General features: G+C 63.8%; 16 protein-coding genes and 1 tRNA gene. 8 read left to right on the top strand and 9 right to left on the bottom strand.

Annotation, left to right across the window (positions count from 1 at the left end):
- Positions 1-9: 9 nt before the first annotated feature.
- Both B5F89_RS03580 and B5F89_RS03575 read right to left on the bottom strand, forming a co-directional pair.
- On the bottom strand, positions 10-879 hold the full coding sequence (locus B5F89_RS03580) for an HAD hydrolase family protein (RefSeq protein WP_087430434.1): 870 nt from the start codon (positions 877-879) through the stop codon (positions 10-12).
- Between the two features lie 8 nt (positions 880-887).
- Complete coding sequence (locus B5F89_RS03575; protein ID WP_158098413.1) at positions 888-1,730, bottom strand: HAD hydrolase family protein; 843 nt, start codon at positions 1,728-1,730, stop codon at positions 888-890.
- 221 nt (positions 1,731-1,951) lie between these two features.
- Between B5F89_RS03575 and B5F89_RS03570 the strand changes: the two genes are divergently transcribed.
- Positions 1,952-3,025: a Xaa-Pro peptidase family protein gene (locus B5F89_RS03570; RefSeq protein ID WP_087430432.1), complete on the top strand. Its 1,074-nt coding sequence runs from the start codon at positions 1,952-1,954 to the stop codon at positions 3,023-3,025.
- A gap of 141 nt (positions 3,026-3,166) precedes the next feature.
- Here the strand turns inward: B5F89_RS03570 and B5F89_RS03565 are convergent, their stop codons facing one another.
- The 7 genes from B5F89_RS03565 to B5F89_RS03535 all read right to left on the bottom strand — a co-directional run bounded on the left by B5F89_RS03565 (position 3,167) and on the right by B5F89_RS03535 (position 10,692).
- A complete protein-coding gene (locus B5F89_RS03565) occupies positions 3,167-3,586 on the bottom strand; it encodes a pyridoxamine 5'-phosphate oxidase family protein (RefSeq protein WP_087430431.1) in 420 nt (139 codons plus the stop codon).
- A gap of 16 nt (positions 3,587-3,602) precedes the next feature.
- Entirely contained in the window at positions 3,603-4,082 is a 480-nt protein-coding gene (locus B5F89_RS03560) for a pyridoxamine 5'-phosphate oxidase family protein (RefSeq protein ID WP_087430430.1), read from the bottom strand.
- Positions 4,083-4,124: 42 nt separating this feature from the next.
- Positions 4,125-4,928 (bottom strand): energy-coupling factor transporter transmembrane component T, encoded by an 804-nt coding sequence (locus B5F89_RS03555; protein WP_087430429.1) that lies wholly within the window; start codon positions 4,926-4,928, stop codon positions 4,125-4,127.
- Positions 4,928-6,766 (bottom strand): energy-coupling factor transporter ATPase, encoded by a 1,839-nt coding sequence (locus B5F89_RS03550; protein WP_087430428.1) that lies wholly within the window; start codon positions 6,764-6,766, stop codon positions 4,928-4,930. The genes B5F89_RS03555 and B5F89_RS03550 overlap by 1 nt, the downstream gene beginning before the upstream one ends.
- A gap of 5 nt (positions 6,767-6,771) precedes the next feature.
- Entirely contained in the window at positions 6,772-7,341 is a 570-nt protein-coding gene (locus tag B5F89_RS03545) for an ECF transporter S component (protein WP_087430427.1), read from the bottom strand.
- Between the two features lie 471 nt (positions 7,342-7,812).
- Positions 7,813-9,168 carry an ATP-binding protein gene (locus B5F89_RS03540; protein WP_087430426.1) on the bottom strand — a complete coding sequence of 452 codons (1,356 nt, stop codon included), beginning with the start codon at positions 9,166-9,168 and terminating at the stop codon, positions 7,813-7,815.
- 309 nt (positions 9,169-9,477) lie between these two features.
- The gene (locus B5F89_RS03535; protein ID WP_087430425.1) at positions 9,478-10,692 is read right to left on the bottom strand and encodes an iron-containing alcohol dehydrogenase; all 1,215 of its coding nucleotides are present in this window, start codon (positions 10,690-10,692) and stop codon (positions 9,478-9,480) included.
- Between the two features lie 218 nt (positions 10,693-10,910).
- Here B5F89_RS03535 and B5F89_RS03530 point away from each other — a divergent pair, with 218 nt between their 5' ends.
- The 7 genes from B5F89_RS03530 to B5F89_RS03500 all read left to right on the top strand — a co-directional run bounded on the left by B5F89_RS03530 (position 10,911) and on the right by B5F89_RS03500 (position 17,455).
- On the top strand, positions 10,911-11,294 hold the full coding sequence (locus tag B5F89_RS03530) for a NusG domain II-containing protein (RefSeq protein WP_087430424.1): 384 nt from the start codon (positions 10,911-10,913) through the stop codon (positions 11,292-11,294).
- Positions 11,295-11,420: 126 nt separating this feature from the next.
- A complete protein-coding gene (locus B5F89_RS03525; protein WP_087430423.1) occupies positions 11,421-12,503 on the top strand; it encodes a hypothetical protein in 1,083 nt (360 codons plus the stop codon).
- Complete coding sequence (locus B5F89_RS03520; protein ID WP_087430422.1) at positions 12,503-13,555, top strand: hypothetical protein; 1,053 nt, start codon at positions 12,503-12,505, stop codon at positions 13,553-13,555. Before B5F89_RS03525 ends, B5F89_RS03520 begins: the two co-directional genes overlap by 1 nt.
- Before the next feature lie 129 nt (positions 13,556-13,684).
- A complete protein-coding gene (locus B5F89_RS03515) occupies positions 13,685-14,146 on the top strand; it encodes an FKBP-type peptidyl-prolyl cis-trans isomerase (protein ID WP_087430421.1) in 462 nt (153 codons plus the stop codon).
- Positions 14,139-14,924: a hypothetical protein gene (locus B5F89_RS03510; RefSeq protein ID WP_087430420.1), complete on the top strand. Its 786-nt coding sequence runs from the start codon at positions 14,139-14,141 to the stop codon at positions 14,922-14,924. The genes B5F89_RS03515 and B5F89_RS03510 overlap by 8 nt, the downstream gene beginning before the upstream one ends.
- Before the next feature lie 53 nt (positions 14,925-14,977).
- Positions 14,978-15,051: transfer RNA gene (locus tag B5F89_RS03505), tRNA-Glu, on the top strand.
- A 169-nt stretch (positions 15,052-15,220) separates the two neighbouring features.
- On the top strand, positions 15,221-17,455 hold the full coding sequence (locus tag B5F89_RS03500) for a hypothetical protein (protein WP_143758333.1): 2,235 nt from the start codon (positions 15,221-15,223) through the stop codon (positions 17,453-17,455).
- Positions 17,456-17,466: the final 11 nt, after the last annotated feature.

Here is a 17,466-nt window from a genome sequence, read left to right as displayed (position 1 = left end):
CTGGTCTCCCTAAATCAGTCCGAAGTGCGCAAGCGCCGATACAACACCGTCGTCGCGCACGTCGTCGGTCACGTAATCAGCCGCCGCCTTCACGCCCGGCAGGGCGTTGCCCATAGCGACGAAGGTCTCCACCGCGCGCGCCATGGAAAGATCGTTTTCCGAGTCGCCGAAAGCAAAGGTGCGCGCGCGGCCGTGGCCGAGGTGATTGAGCACGTCGGTGATGGCACGGCCCTTGTCGATATCGATGGGCGAGAACTCGTACGTATCGAACTGCATGTCGTCGATTCTGAAGCGCCCCTCAAAAAACGGGCGGATGCGGGCGAGCAGCTCGGGCGAAAGCTCACTTGTGGCGATCTTTGAAAAGCGGTAGCCCTCCGATGCGCGCACGAGCTCGTCAGGGGTGCGGACCGTGATCGCGCCGGGGAAGAAGCAAGCGCCGTCGCTCGCGTAGAGCGCCACATCGCCCTCGTTGCTCTCGAGCGTCACATCGATCCCCTCCCGCCAGAGATACGCCGCCGCCTCGAGCGCGGTATCACGTGGGATGCGCAGGTCGCGGATGACGGTATCGCCCACACAGGCATACGCTCCCGCCTGGCAGATGAAGCCGTCGGGGGCAAGCTCGTGCAAAGGCTCGTTGATGAGGAAGTAGGGGCGGCCCGTGCAGATAAAGACCGCGTGCCCCTGCGAGCGCAGCCGCGCGATGGCGCGGTAGACCGCTTGCGTGGGACGCTCGGTGCCCATCTTTTCGTGGACTTCTGCCTCGGTCATCGAGGCGATATCGCCGGGCGCCTCATCGCGCCACATAAGCGTGCCGTCCACATCAAAAAACGTCACGGCACGCGCCGGGGTTGTCGTGCCCTGGACCACGTTCTCGTCCACGCTGCCCCCTAAATAAGCCCAAAGTGCACAAGCGCGGACACAATGCCGTCGTCGCGCACATGATCGGTCACGTAATCGGCAGTGTCCTTCACGCGCGGCAGGGCGTTGCCCATCGCCACAAAGGTCTCCACCGCGCCCGCCATGGGCAGGTCGTTCTCGGAGTCACCGAAGGCGAAGGTCTGCGCGCGGTCGTGCCCCAGATAGTCGAGCACGATCCCGATGGCAGCACCTTTATCCAGACCCTTGAGAGCGACCTCGTACACGCCAAACTGCATGTCGCTCACGGTGAAGTGCTCGGTGAGGTAGGGCATGATGCGCGCGATGCGCTCGGCGGGAACGCTGCGCGTGCTGAACTTGTTGACGTTGAGCTTAGGCGCCTCAGCGGCAAACTCATCGAGGCTGCGCACAGTCAGGCTGCCCGGGTACGGGCAGACACCGCCCGTGGGATACAGGCCGACGAGCCGCTCGTTGCTCTCGACATCGACGTCGATGCCCGCCTCAAAGAACAGGCGCGCCGTCTCCATGACCGCATCGGCGGGAATATGCTCCTCGTGCACGACGGTGTCTCCCACACGCACGTACGAACCCGCGCCGCAGATGACGCCCGTGGGGTTGAGCGCGCGCAGACCCGGCGTGATCATGTAGTAGGGTCTACCGGTGCAAATGAAGGTGGCGTGGCCTCGCTCGCTCATGCGTGCAAAGGCATCCGCCACGCCCTCGCTCGGACGCTCGTTTGCAAAGTAATCCGCAAACGCGGCCGCCTCATCCTCATACGCCGTAGGGTCGTCATCGCTCCAAACAAGCGTCCCGTCAACGTCGAAAAAGGTTACCGCGCCATGCTCGTCGAGCATCGAATCCTCCCCTGGTTTCCCAACTGCCAGACAGCTCGATATTGTAATAGCCCCATGTAAGAAAACAGTAGGCAAAAACTGCCTCTTAAACACTCTGTGCAAGCTCCATATCCTGTGTGTCAGGCACATTTCCAGATAGGTACGGACGCCACATTACAGCGGGATGCGGGTGCTACACTGTGCAGCCAACACGAGCACGCCACCACAGATAGGAGACGCCCATGAACGAAGATAGACTTGCCCGCGTACGGAAGAACCTGAGGACGCGCGGACTTGGTCAGCTTCTTCTGACCGACCCGCTCTCCATCTGGTGGCTTTGCGGGTACTACACCGAGCCCTACGAGCGTTTCTTTGCGCTGTACGTGCCGCTTGAGGGCACGCCCACCATCTTTGTGAATCGCCTCTTCCCCGACGCGAGCGCAACCGGGGCGCAGGTGGTGAGCTTCTCGGACACCGATAACCCCGTGCCGCTCGTCGCCAGCGTGTGTGCGAGCGACCAGCCCCTCGGCGTGGACAAGGAGCTTGCGGCGCGCTGGCTCGTGCCGCTTATACAGGCGGGCGCGACGAGCGGCTTTGTAGTTGCCTCCGACGCTGTGGACGATGCGCGCTCGATTAAGGATGCGCGCGAGCGCGAGCTCATGCGAGCTGCCTCCGCAACGAACGACAAAGCCATGGCATGGCTTGTCGAGCAGGTGCGACCCGGTGTGACCGAGCAATCCATCGCGGAAGGCCTCCTTGGCGAGTACCGCCGGCTGGGCGCGAGCGACCACTCCTTCTCCCCCATCGTGAGCTTTGGCGCCAACGCCGCCGATCCGCACCACGAGCCGGATGAGACCGTCCTTGCCGCGGGCGACATGGTGCTCTTTGACGTGGGCTGCAAGCAGGACTGGTACTGCTCGGACATGACCCGCACGTTCTTTACCGCCGAGCCGACCGCCCACCAGCGCGCCGTCTACGATGCGGTGCGCCGCGCTAATGAGGCGGCCGAGGCCATCGTGCGCCCAGGCGTCACGTTTGCAGAGATCGATCTCACCGCACGCCGCATCATTGAGGACGCCGGCTGGGGCCCTGCCTTCAACCACCGCCTGGGGCACCAGATCGGCCTGCAGGACCACGAGCCGGGCGATGTATCCGCCACGCACGACGAGCCCGTGCAGCCGGGCATGTGTTTTTCCATCGAACCGGGCATCTACCTGCCGGGCGACATTGGCGTGCGCATCGAGGACCTCGTCATTGTGACCGAGGACGGCTGCGAGGTGCTGAACAGCTATCCGAAGGACATCCGGGTTTTGTAGCGGCAACAGGGGCCTCGGGGGTTGCCCCGTGAAACGTCCTCGCCGCTTTGCGGCTGCGAAATGTTTCACGGGGCAACCCCCGAGGCCCTGCGAAGGCTAACAGAATCGGCAGCACCCTAAGTATCAGATAAGTGCCCCTGGCTACAGCTCTACGACGCGTTCGCTGCCGTCGATGTCGCAGAAGCGGGCATGGCCGTGGCGCACGCTAAAGAACGCTAGGCGCCCGTCGCGCGCCGAATCGTGATGTTCACCGATGCCGAGCATATGGCGGAAGCCCTCCTCGCGCACGCGCTCGCTCACGTTCGCATCGTCCGCCAGATCGGCCTCGCCCGTGACCACAATCCAGTACGCTCCCGGCTTCCAGCCGGAAAGCTCAAACTTGGGATGCGCCTCGAGCTCGCGCCACACGTCCTTGTCGCGCGAGGTGCAAAACCAGAGTTTCCCGTCGTCGACCATGGCAAACGAGAACGGTCGCACGCGCGGTTGCGTGGGGTCCGCCTCGTCAATGGTTGCCAGATACCAAGCGGGAATAGAGGTCAAATAGCGTTCGATCTCGTCCATAGGTGCCTCCTGCCCCTTACAGTTCAACCGGCTGCCACGCGTCGTGGTTGCAAATCCACGCCTCGGGCTCTTCTGCACTAAAGAACGCGAGCACAGGATCGTCCGCACCGTCGTAATGCTCGCCCAGACCCTCAAGGTGGCGCCAACCAGCCTCGCGCACCGTCGTGCTTGGCTGGCCTGCAAGGCCAGCGCGACCGCGGAGGATAAGCCAGCCGTGGCCAGGCCACCACGCCGTCGCCTCAAGAAGCGGGTTCTGGCAGAGCTCCTCCCACACGTCTTTGGTGGTGGCGGTGCAAAACCAGAGCTTGCCGTCCTCGAGCGCCGCGAACGAGAACGGGCGCACATGAGGCTGGTTGTCGACGCTCGTCGCAAGGTACCAAGCCGGAATGGAGGTGAGGTAGGTGAGCACAAGCTCGAGCCCTTGGGGAGAGGTCGAGGGGGCATCGGGCGCACAGGCGCCGTCGATACCGGAGTTGTTCGACTTGTTCTCAAGCATGGAACTTCCTTTCATTTCGAGCATACCGGCCCAAATTCGCACCTACAGGGATGTGAGCGCACTCACCGCCATCACCGCGACGGCAAGCGCGACCAGACACGCCGCGGCGCCGGCGTCACACGCGGCAAAACGCAGGGGATGCATGCGCGTGCGGCCCTGCTCGCCGTGGTAGCAGCGTGCATCCATGGCAGCGGAGAGCGTCTCCGCGTGACGGAAGATGCTGGCAAACAGCGGTATGGAGACCGAGGAGAGCATGCGCACGCCTCCCAAAGGCCCGCCCGCAAGGCGCGCACCGCGGCTTACCTGCGCACGGTAGGTTTGCGTGAACTCCGATGCAAACTGCGGCATGAAGCGCAGGGCTAGCCCTAGCATCATGCCAATCTCGTGCGCCGGCACGCCAAAGCGCGCAAGCGGCGCAAGCAGGCGCTCCACCGCATGGGTAAGGTCGAGCGTTTGCGTGGTCATGGTCACAAGGCTCATCGCGCACATCATGATGACCATGCGTACTGAGATGAAGGCAAAGGAAGAGAGGCTCCCCTCGCTGACGGCAAGGGGTCCGAGCTGGACGAGGATGGCACCGCTGTGGTCGGTGAACAGGTTGAGGATGCCCACGACCACAACGATGCCGAGGAGCGGCGCCACCGAGCGAACGGCGCGGCCGGCGGGTACGCGGGCAAGCAGATAGAGTGCCACGACAAACAGCGCCGGAGGCACGAGCGCCGCAAAGGTGCGCGCCAGAAGCGTAATGATGAGAAACGCGATGCCGCCCAGCAGCTTCACGCGAGGATCGAGCCGGTAGAGCACCCCGTCGCCAGGATAGTAGCTGCCAAAGGAGAAGGCACCCATTACGACCTCATCCCCTTGAGGGCGCTGAGAGCGCCGGCGAGCTCGTCCACCGTGAGAAAGACGTCCTCGCCTACCGGCACACCCGCCTCGCGCAGACGCCGCGCCATGCGCTCTGCGGCGGGGAGGCCGAGCCCGATGCGCTCGAGCTCCTCCGCGCGCGCAAAGACCGTGCGCGGCACCCCCTCGAGCGCCACCCGGCCCTCGTTCAAGACGACGATGCGATCTGCCAGCGAAGCGAGGTCGTCCATGCCGTGGGAGACCATGACCACGGTGAGGCCCTGCTCATTTAGGCGGGCGATGAGGCCGAGGAACTCGCGCCGAGCAGCAGGATCGAGTCCGGCGGCAGGCTCGTCGAGCACAAGAACGTCGGGGCGCATGGCGATGACGCCGGCAAACGCGCAGCGGCGCTGTTGCCCGCCGGAGAGGGCGAAGGGGCTCTTTTCTGCCACCTCGTCAAACGCAAGGCCTACCGAATCGAGCGCCTCGCGCACACGCTCGGCAACCTCAGCCTCGGACATGCCGAGGTTACGCGGACCAAAGGCAACGTCCTCAAAAACCGTACGCGCAAAGAGCTGCTGCTCAGGGTACTGAAAGACGATTCCCGCGCGCCCTTTTGCTACGGCTGCGGCGCGGCGGCCGGCAAGGTCCGCACCAAAGAGCTCGACCGTGCCTTCCGTGGGATGGATGAGTCCGTTCAGATGCTGGATGAGAGTCGACTTGCCCGAACCGGTGTGACCCGCGATGCCGAGGAACTCGCCCTGGTGCACCGCGAGGTCAACATCGCGCAAGGCCCAGACCTCATTGGGGTCGCTCCCCCACGCCGCACGCCGCGCGTTCGCGCGTCGGCGCGACCGGCGAGCGCGCTCGCGCGAGGACGTCTCGTAGCTGTAGCTCACACCCTTGAGCGCAAGGCATACCTCGCCCGCGGACGCCGCCGCAGCAGGACCTGCCGAGTCCGCCGCAGCAGGGCCAGCCGGATCCCCCGCAACGGAACGCGCGGGCGCCTCTGCTTGGGCGGCGGCACCGGTAAAGGCACGCGCAATCTCGACGACCATGGCATCCTCGTCAACCCGAGGCTCGACCGCAATCCCGCCGCGCGCAAGCGCCACCGCGAGTGCGCAAGAAGGGGGCACATCGAGCTCCAAGCGGGAGAGTTCATCTGCGTGCGTCAGCACCTCGGCAGGCGTTCCCTCAAGCGCGATCTTGCCCTGGTCAAGGACCACCACACGATCGGCGTCGGCCGCCTCTTCCATAAAGTGCGTAATCATGACAACGGTCATGCCCTGCTCATGCAAGGCGCGCGCTGCGCGCATGAGGCCGCGCCGGCCACGGGGGTCGAGCATAGCGGTTGCCTCATCGAGCACGATGACATGCGGTTTCATAGCAAGGACGCCCGCGATAGCGACACGCTGCTTCTGCCCGCCGGAGAGCGCATGGGTCTCGCGCCGCTCGAAGCCGCCCAGGCCCACCGCGTCGAGCGCACGGGCAACACCCGCCTCGATATCCTGCGGCGCTACACCCAGATTCTCCGGACCGAAGGCAACGTCGTCTGCGACCAGCGTGGCAACGAGCTGGTCATCGGGATTTTGGAACACAAGTCCTACACGGGAGCGAATGTCGTAGACGTACTCGGGGTCTGCCGTGTCGAATCCCTCAACGGTCACGCGCCCCTCGTCGGGAACGATAAGCGCGTTCAGGTGCTTTGCGAGCGTGGACTTACCCGAGCCGTTGCCGCCGAGCACGCAAAGAAACTCGCCATCTGCAATCGTAAGATTGACCCCGTCGAGCGCCCGCGTCTTCCCATCATAGGAGTAGACGATGTTCTCGCAGCGAATCATAGCTGCTAGCGACGCTCGCCCGTGATTGCCGACACGGCGGAGAAAACCGCAAGCGAGAGCACCGCGTTGAGCGTGGTCTTTGCAAGGTTAAACGGAATCACCGCAGGAACCATAAGCGGAAGGATAGCATCGGCCGATCCGTACCAGAACCACACGCCGATAGTGAGGTTGGACACAATCGAGGCAGCTGTTGCCAAGATAACGCCGAGGACCAGGCCCGCCACGCGACCGGGAAGCGACTGGACACGGCCGGCCACAAGCGCCGCTGGCAAGACAAAGAAGATCGTTGCCACGACGTTCATGAGTGCGCCGACCCAGTCGCCCGTGGTGAGCGCGTGGATGGCAACCGCGGCCACACCCACCGCCACGCCCGAGCCCGGACCGTAGATAAAGCCCGAGATCATCGCCGGTACGAGCGAGGGGTCGTAAGTCAGAAACGGCGCCGCCGGGATGAGCGGTATCTGCACGAACATGAGGATGGCGGCCACCGCGCACATGAGCGCCATGGTCACCAACTGCTTGGTGCTCCACCGATTCGTATTCTCAAAATGGATGTGCGAAGACTGTTCAGCCATATGAGTCACCTGCCTCTTCCATCCGGACTCTAACCGTTGGCCCCGGGATCTCACCGGATCGGCCCGCAGGCAACCCAATGCCTGACGGGTTCGCGGGCTCATCGGCATTGCATGTGACACCTTTGCCGCACACCCAGACGGAAGGCATCTTGCCCCGCACGCCACAGCGCACACGCGCCGCCGCGCCCGGCCGTCTGACCGATTCACCGCCAGTGGGGAATTCCACCCCGCCCTGAAACAGCAGCGTCATCGTAGCACTTCGCTTTGCCCCCGTACAGGGCGAGCACAAACAAGAAGGGCCGGGCACGATGTCCCGACCCTCCTGAAAGACCATGTGGGCGAAGCTACCTCTTGCGAGATGCCGCTATTGCAGCGATGCCGGCCGCAGCAATACCCATCGGCGCGAGAACGAACAAGGAGAGGCACCACAAATGGTGCGCGCCGCACATCAGACGGAGTGCTCGGGACCGCCTAATCCGCGCGGCGCTCCTCAGCGGTCATGGCGGGCGGCAGTGTGCAAAGGTTCACGAATGGCAGCAGATACAGCGGAAGCGAGACCTTCTTGCCCACGCGCCCCACGTTACCGTCCAGAAACTTGTAACCCACGTGTACGTCGTCGCGGTCCAGAAATTCGTTCAGCGAGACCGTGCTCCCCCGTCCAGCCTTTACCTCTATCGGTACCACCGTCGTATCCGCACCATCGAGTAGAAACTCAATCTCACGGTCACCACGGTCGTTTCGCCAAAAGCGCAGGGGGTAATCGCGGGCGGACAACATGCAGGCGACGAGATTCTCGTACAGGCCGCCTTTCATAGGCCCCTTCAGTGTGTTGTTGACCACCGGCGCCATCATGGTGAAGTCATGCATACCCATGAGCAGTCCCGTGTCGTTGGCATACAACCGGAACCTATCGTTCTGCTCATAGCTCTTCAGCGGGAAAGCCGCCGTGCTCAGCGCCCGGCACCGCAGCACCATGCGCGCCCCCTCAAGCCAATCGACGGAGCCTTCGAACTTTCGCGCCGAGGCGCGCTTCTCAACCACCGAATACTGGAATTTGGTGTTTTCCTTGGCGAGCTGCCGAGGTAGCGAGCGATAGCATGCCCGCGCCTTCACGCGCTCCGACGCAGTCGCATAACGCGCTATGTCGTCCTCATAAGAAGCGAGGATGGCACGCTGTACCTCGTGAGCGACGGCGAAGCTCTGCGAGTCGACGAACTGCTGGACGACGTCAGGCATTCCGCCGACGGCGAGGTACTCGCGCAGCAACCCCATCATGTGCTCGTGGACTACATTCGGCACCTGTGCAAGATCGACGGCATATTCCCTCAGGCCATCAAGGGTTTGGGCATCGTACCCACGCGCCCAGAGAAACTCCTCGAAATCGAGCGGATGCATCTCGACCTGGCGCTCATAGCCCACGGGAATCGACGTCTGCTCTTCCTTGAACTCGATTCCCAAAAGCGAGCCCGAAGCTATGACATCGATCCGGTCATCCAAGGCGAGATACTTCAACGCTGTTCGTGCGAGGGGACACTCTTGAATCTCGTCTAAAAACAGCAATGTCTCACCAGGCACGAAACGAGCGTCCTCTTTTATCAGAGATATCCGGCGGAAGATGGAATCCGCGTCGATAGAGCCTTCAAACACTTCGCGCAGCCCCGGCTCGAGGATGAAGTCAATTTTGATGAAGTGTTGGTACGCGCGCTCGCCAAAGCGCTCCACCGCATATGACTTACCCACCTGACGAGCGCCTTTGATGAGTAAGCATTCCTGGTGCTTGTTTGCGCGCCACTGCTCAAGGAACGTGGTTATTTTTCTTCTCAGCATCGAACACCATCCAACCTGGTGAATTGCATCTTTTCAAACCCTATTTTACCTAGATTTGCAACTTTTCAGGCAGCTGTTCTAGATAGAAATGCAACTTTTCCGGCCATTGTTCCGGATAAAATTGCAACTTTTCCGGGTTTCCGATGACAAAGAATGGGAGCCGCAATCGACTGCGCCCTGCTCTCAAGCACTAGTGAAATGCAGAGAGGCCCCGGAGGGTATCCCTGAGAAACATTCCGCAGCCGCAAAGCGGCGAGGACGTTTCGAAGGGAACCCTCCGGGGCCTCTCGGTGGGAGCCGAAACCTCGCTTAGAAGTCCACGTCCACGTCGTTGTAGACGCACTCGAGGAGCTTCTCCATCTCCTCAGGCGTGGGCTGACGCGGGTTGGAGCCGGTGCAGGCGTCGCCGATGGCGTCGACGGCAACGCGAGCACGCTTCTCCTCGAACTCGGCGTAGTCAATCACCGACTCGTCTGCCTTCACGCCGCCGGGGCCGTAGTTCTTGATGCCCTGCGGGATGTCGAGCTTGTCGTTGAGGTCGCGGATGCACTGGACAAGGGACGCCACGAGCTCGTCCTCGGTCTCGCCGGCGAGGTGCAGCACCTCGCGCGCGATGTAGGCGTAGCGGCTCTTGGCACGCGCGTCTTTAGCGTTGAACTGAATGACCTTGCCGAGGTACATAGCGTTGGCGCAACCGTGGATGATGTGATCGCCCGTAAAGGCGGCGCCGGTCTTGTGCGCCATGGAGTGCACGATGCCCAGAAGACCGCTCGAAAAGGCGATGCCGGCGATGCACTGCGCCTCGTGCATGTGCTGACGTGCCTCGTGATCGCCCTCGTAGGACTTGGGCAGCCACTCGACGATCTCGCGGATAGCATGCAGCGCGTTAGCGTCGGTGAACATGGAGCCCGCGGTGGAGACGTAGGCCTCAATAGCGTGGGTGAGCGCGTCCATGCCGGTGTGCGCGCAGAGCTTCTTGGGCATGGTGTAGGTGAGCTCGGGGTCGACGATGGCCACATCGGGCGTGATGTTGAAGTCGGCGAGCGGGTACTTGATGCCCTTCTCGTAATCGGTGATGACGGAGAACGCCGTCACCTCCGTCGCCGTGCCGGAGGTGGAGGCGATGGCGCAGAAGCGGGCCTTGGTGCGAAGCTCCGGGAAGCTGAACGGGACGATGGCCTCCTCAAAGGTCTCGTTCGGGTACTCGTAGAAGAGCCACATCGCCTTGGCGGCGTCGATGGGGCTGCCGCCGCCGATGCCGATAATCCAATCGGGCTGGAAGGCCTCCATGGCCTTGGCACCGCGCATCACCGTGTCGACCGACGGGTCGGACTCAACGCCCTCGAAAATCTCGACCTCAAACCCGGCCTCTTTGAGGTCTGCCTCAACGTCCTGCAAAAAGCCACCGCGGCGCATGGAGCCGCCGCCGGTGACGATCATGGCGCGCTTGCCTTTTAGGTTTTTCACCTCATGACGAGCGCCCTCGCCAAAATACAGGTCACGCGGGTTGGTAAAACGTCCCATGGGAACCTCCTTGCCGATGCCCGGCCGAGCCGTGGCATCCCTCGTGGCGCGCCGGCCACCCAAGGGCCGTCGTCGCCGTACCCCGCACCTGCGCAGGGCTTTCGTTAGGGATTGTACCGTCGGCACGCCTTCTCTATGCGGTTTTGAAGCTTAAGGTTTGATACGGGTACTATGGATGGCAGCAAATAGATGACGGTAAGGCATTTTGGGGAGGAACCGTGGCAAAACTCAAGCCGGGAGATCGCGTGCTCATCGCCGTGGCGGCGCTCGCCGCAGCGGGTGCCCTCGTCTGGTTTGCCGTAACCACGCTCGCACCTGCGCCTGCGCAAGATACACTCATGGTCGTCTGTCAGACACGCGAGGGCTTCTATCGCGCCGACCCCTTAAACACTGAGGTCACCTATACCGTAGAAACCTCTGAGGGCACCAATGACGTAGCCATCTCGGGAGGCAAGGTGGATGTTGTGCGAGCAGACTGCGACAACCAGGTCTGCGTTGAGCACGACCCCATCGCTTCTGCCGGCGAACAGATCGTGTGCCTGCCCCACGGCATGGTGGTTGAGGTCGTAGAGGACGAAGCGGATGCCGCCCAGCTCATGTAGCAGCGCCGTTCCCGTGAACCTTCATGAAGCGCGTACACTGGTGTGGTACGCTATCCGATTCACGGGACCCAAGCCGCACTGCACTTTGATGCGCGTCCCGCTAAAACGAATCTGAAGGGAGGCGCCATGGCGTTCGACCCCATACAAGAAGATTGCCTGCGCCTCACCCTCGAGACGCTTCGCCGTGAGCACATCTATCCGCTGGAAAACGAGGCCGTTGTCCAGCGCTGCATGGACGCCTACCATAGCGACCCTGCGCAGCTCATCGTGCACGACCGCGACCGCTCGTTCCATCTGGTTGCCGCGGCGACGGAGGCCGTCGACTACCGTGCCCCCTTTATTGCCGACGATGCGGAGGCCGAGCGCGTAACCGTGCAGGCCGAGCACCAGCTCCAAGAGGCCTGCGAGCTCGACCCCGGCAACTGGGACGCAAAGCGCATGCTCGCCGCCCTTAGCGCGGCGTCCAACGACGAGTACGTCGCCTACCTGATCGAGCACCGCCCCGAGGTGGAGCGCGACCTTGCGCGCATGCGCGCCGAGGCGACCGACCCCTACGACCGCGAGTTTGCCCTCGACCTCGGGCAACGCCCGTACCTGCGCTGGCTCGGGGCACTCGCCAGCCACGCGCTCATTGCGGGCAAATACCGCCTCGCACTTACCTGCGCCGAGGACTGCCTCAAGGCGGCTCCCGACGATCCGGGCGAGGTGCGTCATACCGCCGAGCTCGCCCTCGCCAAACTCGAGGCGACGCGTGAGGAGCTCGCCCAATTCAGACGCACGCACGCGGCCGCCTACCTGCCGCCCATACCGTTTAGGCGCCGTCAGGCAAAGCCCGAGCGCACCCTCGATGCATGGTCGATTATCGCCGAGCTCGCCTGCGCCTACCACGACCTCGACTTTGCCGGCGCAACAAGGTCGTTGCGCACGCTTATGAAAACGTATCCGCGCAGCGCTCAGCCCCTTTACTACCAGGCGGAGTTTCCCGAGGGCGTCTTTGCACGTGTGCATGTGCTGCCCGGCAGCGAGGACGAGCTGATCTTGGCGCTCTCGGAGGCCACGCCGCTTCTGCAGGAGGGGCTCGGCGCGCCCGACAACGCCTCGCTCGCCACGTGGGTCGCCACGCACCCGCTCGTGCAGGAGGAGCTCTCCTCACTCGACGTGCCAACGCCGGGGGTGGTGCGCCGCGGGCGCCCCGGGGGTGATAACTGATGGACCCGCGTGCCTATCTGAGCGCCTACCTCGAGCGCCGCTATCTCGTCGCACATCCCGACCTCACGCCCGCGGCACGTACGCTTGTCCACGACGACATCGCCGCCCGGCCCGAGAAGTACGCAACCGAGCCCCATGCCCAAGCGCTGCTTGCCTATATGCAGACGCACGAGCGCATGCGCAAGCACATGGCAGATATGGAGGACCTGCCCGACGAGGAGTTTGAGCGCCGGCGCGCCCAGCTCTTTGGCGAGTCGCGCATCGCGTTTGCCCATATTGCCGAGCGCGATCGCCTGTGCATCGATGCGCAGCTCTGCACCATCATGCTCGCCGACGTGCCCCTGGACAGCGCCCTTGCGGATCTCCTCAAGCTCGAGGGCACGGTGCGCACGCACCTTACCGCCAACGTCCAGGGCTTTGACCTCGAGGCGCCGCACTACTGGTCGACGGCCTCACTCGAGGAGCTCGGCATGAGTGCGGCGGAGCGCACGGCAAGCGAGCCGGAGGTTGTGGGCTGGCTGCATACGCTCGAGGCGCTCTCGAGCCTTTGCCTTGCAAGCGCGCGCTACCGCGTGGCGCTCTCCTACGCGCGCATGGTGCGCGTGGCGACAGGCTATCCCAACCATGCCGAGGGCACCATCCTGCTCGCCCTCGCCCGTCTTGAGGACGAAGAGGGCTTCTTCTCCTTTGTGCACGAGCTCGAGGCAGCGGGGCCGGCGACCGACGGCCTTGCGGTGGACGACTCGCCCTGGTACCTCCTTGCGCGCACAATCCTGCTCTACAAGCTCGATAAACAGCGCGCCGCCAAACGTGCGCTGCGCGATTTTGCCGCGCGCTGCGACGGCGGGGCATTCTTTTTGCTCAATCCAACCTACCTCGGCCCGTACCTGCCCGTACGCCCCGCGCCTACGACCTCGTGGGACCTCACTCACCAAGCCGTATGGGAGGCGGACGGCATCATCGCAGACACGCCGGATTTTGCCGCGTGGGCAGAGGGCGTCGAGGGCATCTTTGACAGCTCGGAGTCCTTCGCCGCACGCAACGGCTTCTAGCGCAACCTCGTCCGCCGCACGCCGCGGCCCCACCCCCTGCGTTGCGATGCTTCGGTCCTCGCGCGGAGAAGCCCTGCTTTGGGCTATAGTGGATAAGTTACCGGCAATGATTTGCAACCGAGGAGCACGATGGCGAACTTCTCCCTTACCAACAAAGTGACCGTCCACTACACCGGGCGGTTTGAGGACGGCGGGGTTTTTGACACCACCGAGGGCTGCGCGCCGCTTACCTATATCGAGGGCGCCCACGAGGTCGTTCCCGGCTTTGAGGCCGCCGTCGCCGGCATGATACCCGGCGAGAAGAAGACCGTCACGCTTGAGCCGCGTGAAGCCTACGGCGAGCGCCGCCCGGAGCTCCTCTACACCATGCCGACGGTCGAGATTCCCAACTACGACGACCTTGTGGTGGGCCAGCTCATCTACCTTATGAACGGCGAGGGCGAGCAGCGGCTCGCACGCGTCGTGCGCGTTCAGGATGACGGCGAGACGGTATTTGACTTCAACCACCCCATGGCCGGCTGCAAGCTCACCTTTGACCTCGAGCTCATCTCGCGCGAGCCCGTTGACGGAAAGGACGATCCCCATGCATAAGCCCCAGACGGGCATTGCCTGCCCAGGATGCCCCCATCGCGCGGCCTTTGTGGTGGTGAAAGACGCCGTTGGCCGCGGGCGAGGGCGCGTGTTCTGCGGAGACGCCGGATGCGCCGCCGTGGGCCCTCTGCACCCGGCTGCAACCACCTGCCCCGGGGGCGAGGCGGCGCTCCTTCCCCGCTACCGCCAGCAGGTTCCCACCGGCGACGAGGATACGCCCGCTCGCGTCTGCGCGCACTTTGTGACCGATCGGGCCCTTTTGGCAGACGACGCCGCCGGCTCGCTCGATCATTTGGCGCGCGAGGGCGAGACAGTACTGCTCGTGGTGCTCGCCTCGAGCAAGGCCTCGCTTGCCGAGGGCGCGCTTGCCACCCTTGCTGACCGTGCCCGCGCACTTGGCTGCGCCGACGTGCGCGCGCTCGACCCCTTTGACACCCTCGCGAGCTCGGGCGCTGTGTTTGAGGCGCTCGATGCACCCGGCGTGCATGCTCTCATCTTCGTCTCGCCCTGCGCCCAGCTCATGCGCGACGCCTTTGAGCCCGCCGAGGTGAACACCTTTGCCTGCATGGGCTGCCAGCGCTGCAACCAGATAACCGGATGTCCGGCACTCTCGTTCACACCGCCTACCTGCACCATCGAAGCAGACGCTTGCGCCGGCTGCGACCTCTGCACCGATTACTGCCGCACGCACACCATCCTCTCGGCACGCCAGCGGCTCTCCCCCGCCGAGCGCCATGCCGCCCGCATCGCCGCCGCGCTCGGTGAGACGGTCGCGTAGGTTCAATTGCCGCGCTTGCCCTGCTCGCGCGCTCTGGTATACTCAGATTCCCTGTCCCCATCGTCTAGCGGCCTAGGACGCCACCCTTTCAAGGTGGATATCGCGGGTTCGAATCCCGCTGGGGGCACCCTCGACGTTCAGCGCCCGCCCACCTTCTCGGTGAGCGGGCGTTTTGCTATATGGGTCGTATGGCGGACAGACAGTAGGCAAGCGCGTAAGATAGAGCTATCTGACGGGAACGGTGTGCTGCGATGCGCCGTGCGATGCAAGCGTATTTCTCAAGGTGGGGGTTTACTGTGGACAATCTGCCGATTATCGGGACCGTATTAGGCACGGCAGTGGCGCTTGCGATCGTTGTCGGAGCGGTGTATCTCTTGCATGACCGGCTCGACCACGGCAGGCGGCCGCGGGTGTTTGTCGCCACCTTCATCGCCGTCGCCCTTATCTGCTTTGCCAAGCAGCTCCTGTTTGAGACCGATGCTGCCGGCGCCAGTCTCCTCTCCTCGTTTGCCACCTCGGCGACCGCCGCACTCACCTCACTCGGCATGGCAGGGGCGGCGTTTCTGGGTGGCAACGGTTTTGCCCTGTTCCCCGATGCAGCAGGAGACGCCGCTGGCCTCGCCTGGATTGCCGCCAACCCGGGGCATTTCGCCTTGCACGCACTCTTTGAACTTGGCAATCTCCTGTCGCTCGCCCTTACCGCGGAATTCGCCCTCACGCTGTTCACCGGATTCTCGACGCACCTAAGCCTTACGCAGGGGCATTTTGGCGACGTCCTCATCGTGCACGCGAGCGAACCCATGGCGGTACACGCCGAGCGCTTCATCACCGGCGCGAGCGAGAGCGCGACGTCCACCCCGCCAGCCATCATCTTCCGCCTGAGCGGGGATGACCCCTCCCATGCGACCTGGCGCATCTCCGCCGCCGGCCATACCGAGGCAACTGATCGCGAGCGCGCCCTGCAGGAGCTTGCCTCCATCGCACGTCACCTTGGCAAAGCATCTGGCAAGACGCAAAAGCGCGGGCGTGAGCGGTCGATATACATCGCCGTCTTTCGCAACGGTCGCGTCACCGTTGCGCTCTATCATCCCGACCGCGCGGCCTCGTGGCGCGACGAGGACTGGGAGCGCGCCCTTGACGGCGCGGAGCCCGCGAGCGATGCGCCCAGCAGTCCGCGCGGCATCGATAACCCCTCTGACCTCTATTCCTATAGCGTCGAGGAAATCAGGGTGCGCCAGCTCGTCCGCCAGCTCCTGCCGCCGCAGGGCGCCGATATTGGCATCGGCATCCACCCTCTCACGGCTATGGTCATGGGCAACGACGTCGAGCGCATGGTGCTCACCATCGTCTACCTCGTGCGCAACGGTCAGGCGCTTTTGGTAGGCGACGACCTTGCCGCGCAGCCGCGGCAGCCCCATATCGCCATCGCGAGCGCCAAGGCTGGCCGCATAGAGCGCCGCCTCAGGCGCGCGTACCCCGCGCTCTTCCCCGATGGACTTGATGCGACCACCATCTCGAGCGAATCCGCTGAGCAGCAGCCGCGTCTCACGCCGCCCGCCACGTTTGCCTTCTTCTCCAGCAAGCTCGACATGATCGAACAGACGCCGCTTGACGCCGGCGGCGTCACGCTGGTGATCAACACCGAGCCAGACGAGGGGCGCGCGCCCTCCCAGCGTGAGGTCTGGCATCGTACGCTCGAGCGGCGCTGCCCGGCTATAAGACCGGTATATGTGCAGTTTGACGAGTCGGAGCACCCCGGCTTTGTATGGGAAAACAGCTACGGCGGGCGCGAGCGCGCGCATGCCGAGGACCTCAAACGCGTTCTCATCTACGGAAGTACCGCCGACTGCATGCAATCGAGCCTGGTGCTCCACCGCTCTATCGACCGCCGCGCCATGATGGTGAACCTCCGCTATGCGGACAGCTCCGCCAAGCCCGATTTGTTCGACGATGCCGCCAACGAGCCCTATCTCTCGCGCGCGCAAAACGCCTGGAATGACCCCGCACTCACCCTCTACGACCGCGAATCGAGCCGCGCCACTGCCGACTTCATCGGTGCAGAGCGTCTGTTCTGGAACGAGCAGGCGCAGGCCCTTGCCGCGCGCAGCGGGCACGACATGCCCACCGATGAGGACCGTGCAACCCTGCAGGACCTCGTTGGCCAACTCGAGCATCTCCGCTGGAACGCATACATGGTAACCTCGGGCTACATTACGCGACCGTGGGGCGACCTGGCACAGGACTTTGCAGCGTCGTGGCGCGGCTACCTCCGCGAAGGCGGTGATGCAAACGATGGCGGCGCTGTCAAATCACTGGTAAAGAGCGCGATTCGCGACAAGCACCTCAAGCGCCACGTCGCCCTTGTCGATTGGGAGTTCCTGCCGCTTGCAGACAAGGCGATAGCAAGCATCGCCGACACGCCGGAGAATGAACGCGTCCTCTCGCAGGCGGGCGTCCTCACGTGGGTTCGCTCTCGCTACAACCAGCAGTCGGACCGCGACATCGCGGACCAGTTCATCACCGTGGACTAGCGCGCCCCGCT

This window comes from Collinsella sp. An307 (assembly GCF_002161805.1).
In the GTDB taxonomy this organism is placed as follows: Bacteria; Actinomycetota; Coriobacteriia; order Coriobacteriales; family Coriobacteriaceae; genus Coprousia.
The sequence above is the reverse complement of the archived record's forward strand: the minus strand, read 5'-3'. Positions and strand labels throughout refer to the sequence as shown.